The following is a 2,724-nucleotide window of genomic DNA, read 5'->3' on the forward strand; positions in this document are numbered from 1 at the left end:
GCCGATGACGGCATCATGCCGCAAACCGAAGAAGCGATCAGTCACGCGAAAGCGGCTGAAGTGCCAATTGTCGTTGCGATGAACAAGATTGACCTCGAAGGGGTTGATCCAAACCGCGTCATGACACAATTGACCGAACACCAACTCACGCCCAGCGAATGGGGCGGCGATGTCGAAATCGTTCGAACCAGTGCCACACAAGGCACCGGGATGGACGAGTTGTTGGACACGTTGCTAACGATCGCTGAACTGAACGAGTACTCGGCCAACCCGAATCGATCGGCGTTGGGCGTTTGCTTGGAATCGGAACAGCAGGGCGACCGCGGTGTGGTTGCGAAACTGATCGTTCAGAACGGTACGCTTCGAGTTGGTGACATCTTGGTTTGCGGTCCGGCTCACGGTCGCGTCCGTGCAATGCAAGACACATTGACTGGCAAACCGATTACGGAAGCAGGGCCAAGTACTCCTGTCAGTTTGATGGGTCTGGACACGCCTCCTGGCGCGGGCGATCGATTCCACGTCCTGAAGGACATTTCACAGGCACGCGAAATCGCGAGTGCTCGTGAAGGCGAATCGAGTCGTCAGAGCCTGTCGGGTATCACGACTAAGGTCAGCTTCGACTCGTTCCAAGAGATGCTGGAAGACGGCAAGCTTGGTGAATCGGCTGACACCGTGAAGCTGAACTTGATCATTCGAGCCGACGCTCGTGGTTCGCTGGAAGCGATCGACAAAGAACTGAGCAAATTCGACCATCCCGAAGTGGAGATTCGAGTTCTGCAACGCAGTGTTGGTGGCATCTCGCTCGCCGATGCGACTCTGGCAAGTGCTTCCGATGCGGTCATCTTGGGCTTCAACGTGATCCCCGATGACAAAGCTCGTTCACTGGCCGAAGAACGCGGGGTTGAGATCCGTCGCTACGACGTCATCTACAAGTTGACCGATGACATCCGTGCGTTGATCGAAGGACGTTTGAAACCAGAAGAACGCGTTGTCGAACTCGGCCGTGCGTTGGTCAAGCAAGTCTTCTCGATCAGCCGAGTTGGCACGATCGCGGGTTGCTACGTCGCACAGGGCTCGATTCAGCGAAACTGCCGCATTCGAGTCAACCGAGACGGGCGAACGATCGGCGATTACCAGCTCGACACGCTTCGTCGGATCAAGGAAGACGTCAAGGAAGTGCCCCGCGGCATGGAATGCGGTATCCGTCTTCAAGGCTTCAACGACATCAAACAAGACGATGTATTGGAAGCTTACAAGATTGAAGAAGTCGCTCGAAAACTCGATTGATCTTCGAGTCGGAAACTGACGGCACATGGCATCGATGTGTCGTCAGCGACCATCACGGAATGAGTTCAGTCCAGCGGTCGATGCGGGCATCATTGCCCGCGTGACGTTTTTTCTGATGCGTTTGCACGCTCCTCTCTGTTGAAGTTTGTCTTTTGTCCAGTCGACGTTTGCTCAAAGCCGCCGAAGCGATCCGCGAAGTGGTCGCGAATGCGATCGTGACCGAAGTCCGTGACCCACGTGTTCGTGACGTCACGGTCATTGGGGTCGAGGTTTCACCCGATATGCGCGAGGCCAAGGTCAAGGTCAGCGTGATGGGCGACGAGTCTCAGAAGAACCTGTCGCTGCGTGGACTGCAAAACTCAGCTGGGTTCCTGCAAAGCAAAATTGCCAACCGAATGGATACCCGCTACACGCCCAAGTTGCGGTTCGAGGTCGATCGTGGCCAAGAGAACGCGATGACGGTGAGCGAGATTCTTGCCCGGATTCAGCAAGAAAAAGAAGGCGCGACCGACGATCGTGACCAAAATGATTCTGGCGAAGACGCCACTCCCCACTCAAACGATTGATTACCGCATTTAGATGTCAGCCACTAACCGCGCGAAACTGATTACAAAGCTGCAGACAGCTTTGAAAAAACACTACGACGTGGCCCCCGCCACCCCGTCGCGTCCTCTCCTCGAACACGCGCTGTATGCCTGCCTGCTCGAAGATTGCCCCGCTGATTTGGCCGACGAAGGCCTGGCGAAGTTGGAGCAAGACTATTTCGATTGGAACGAAGTCCGCGTCACCACGGTGACTGAGTTGGCCGCCGTTTTGTCGAGTCTTCCAGATCCGAACAAAGCCGCTCAACGTTTGAAGTCCATTCTTCAAGCGATCTTTGAAGAGTTCTACAGCTTTGATTTGGATCACCTGAAAAAAGAAAACCTCGGCAAAGCCGTGGCGAAGTTCGAAGGTATGTCTTCGATGACTCCCTTCGTGCTCAGCTACATCATTCAGCATGGACTCGGTGGTCACTCGATCCCAATCGATTACTCCGCCATGGTCGTGATGTTGGTCACCGGTATCGCTAGCCAAGCGGAAGCGTCCGATGGTCGCGTTCCAGGACTTGAACGAGCCGTGCCAAAGAGCAAAGGCGTTGAGTTCGCAGCCTTGATGCATCAACCAGCCGTGGCACTGTTGATGGATCCGAAGGACAAGACCGCTCGGACTTTCCTCGAATCGGTTGCCAAAGGTAGTTCTAAAGAACTCGACGAATGGTTGACCAGCAAGGAAGCCGCGATCAAACGCGTGAAGGCTCGCAAGAAAGAAGAACGCGAAGCCGCTAAACAAGAAGCCGAAGCGGAAGCTGCTGAAGAAGCGGAAGCGAAGTCGGCCGTCTTGGTCAAACGAAGCGCCAAGAAAGGCAGTCGCGTGACTAAGTCGTCGGTGCAGCAAAAG

At 54.9% G+C, this 2,724-nt stretch carries 3 protein-coding genes; all 3 read left to right on the plus strand.

The window, feature by feature from the left end; all coding sequences use genetic code 11:
- A partial coding sequence (gene infB / locus B2R17_RS14935; RefSeq protein WP_286764609.1) for a translation initiation factor IF-2 occupies window positions 1-1,287 on the plus strand: 1,287 nt, incomplete at its 5' end.
- A gap of 152 nt (window positions 1,288-1,439) precedes the next feature.
- Entirely contained in the window at window positions 1,440-1,853 is a 414-nt protein-coding gene (gene rbfA, locus B2R17_RS14940; RefSeq protein ID WP_008661811.1) for a 30S ribosome-binding factor RbfA, read from the plus strand.
- Between the two features lie 13 nt (window positions 1,854-1,866).
- A partial coding sequence (locus tag B2R17_RS14945) for a hypothetical protein (RefSeq protein ID WP_286764610.1) occupies window positions 1,867-2,724 on the plus strand: 858 nt, incomplete at its 3' end.

The organism is Rhodopirellula sp. UBA1907, assembly GCF_002337565.1.
GTDB classification, from domain to species: Bacteria; Planctomycetota; Planctomycetia; order Pirellulales; family Pirellulaceae; genus Rhodopirellula; species Rhodopirellula europaea.